The 1,074-nt window shown below is 66.7% G+C and carries 1 protein-coding gene; it reads right to left on the reverse strand.

The annotated features are described in order from the left end of the window. Positions 1-4 precede the first annotated feature (4 nt). Positions 5-1,074 (reverse strand): PASTA domain-containing protein (locus AB0I03_RS27095; RefSeq protein WP_360417488.1); only part of this gene is annotated, 1,070 nt, incomplete at its 5' end.

Below are 1,074 nucleotides of genomic sequence, written 5' to 3' on the forward strand. Positions count from 1 at the left end.
GGGGCTAGTGCTTCTTCCCCCAGCCGAACGGTCCGCCGAAGATGCCGCCGTCGTTGTTGTTCCCGTTGTCGCCGCCCGCGGTGGTCAGGTTCACGGTGGTCGACGCGGGGTCACCCTGCGTCCCCGGCTGCGGGTCCTGGTTCGTGACCACGGCGTTGTCGTCCTGCGAACTGCCGTTGGGGAACTGGATGTTGTTGTAGCCGGCCTGCTGGAGGATCTGCTTGGCCTCCTTGACCTTCTTGCCCCGCACCTCCGGGACCTGCGCCTGCGCGGCCTTGCCGACCGTCAGCGTGACCGTGGACTTCTGCGCCACTTGCTGATTCCCGGTCGGGGACTGCGAGATGACCTTGCCGTTCTGCGCCGGGTCGGGCACGTTCTGATCGGTGCGGTTGACCGTGAAGCCCAGGTCCTCCAACTGCTTCTTCGCCGCGTTGAAGTCCTGGCCGGTGACGTCCGGCACGGTCGCCTTCGGCGCCGCCTTGGCCACCGTCAGCGTGATCTGGACGTCCTTGGTCGCCTGGGACTGCGCGTCGGGGCTCTGCTTCGTGACGATGTTAGGCGTCCGGTCGGACACCTCTTCCGCCTTGGTGACGTTCTGGAAGCCCTTTTTCTTGAGCTGGTTCACAGCGTCGTCGAACGGCATGCCCTGCACGTCCGGCACGGCCACCTTCACCGCACCCGAGCACATCGTCACGTGGACCGTGGCGCCCTTGTCGATCTTGGTGTCGGCCGCCGGGTCCTGCGCGGTGACCTGGCCCTTCTGGGCGTTGTCGCACTCCTTGCTGCCGTCCTTGACGACCTTGAAGGAGCTGTTGTCGCCGTAGGACTTCGCCTCCGCCAGCGACTTGCCCTCAAGGTTGGGCACCGTGATGGAGTTGCTCTTGTTCCCGCTGAACATCGCCTTGCCGATGAAGATCGCACCGACCAGGACCAGGACCGCGGCCAGCGCCAGCAGGATCGTGGAGACGTTGCTCTTCTTGCCGCCGCCCCGCCGCCGGTCGCCGCGCTCCTCGTAGCCGTAGCCCCCGTCGTCCGGGTTCATCGGCGGCAGCATCGACGTCTTCGGGCCGCCCG

Source organism: Glycomyces sp. NPDC021274, from assembly GCF_040641195.1.
Taxonomy (GTDB): Bacteria; Actinomycetota; Actinomycetes; order Mycobacteriales; family Micromonosporaceae; genus Glycomyces.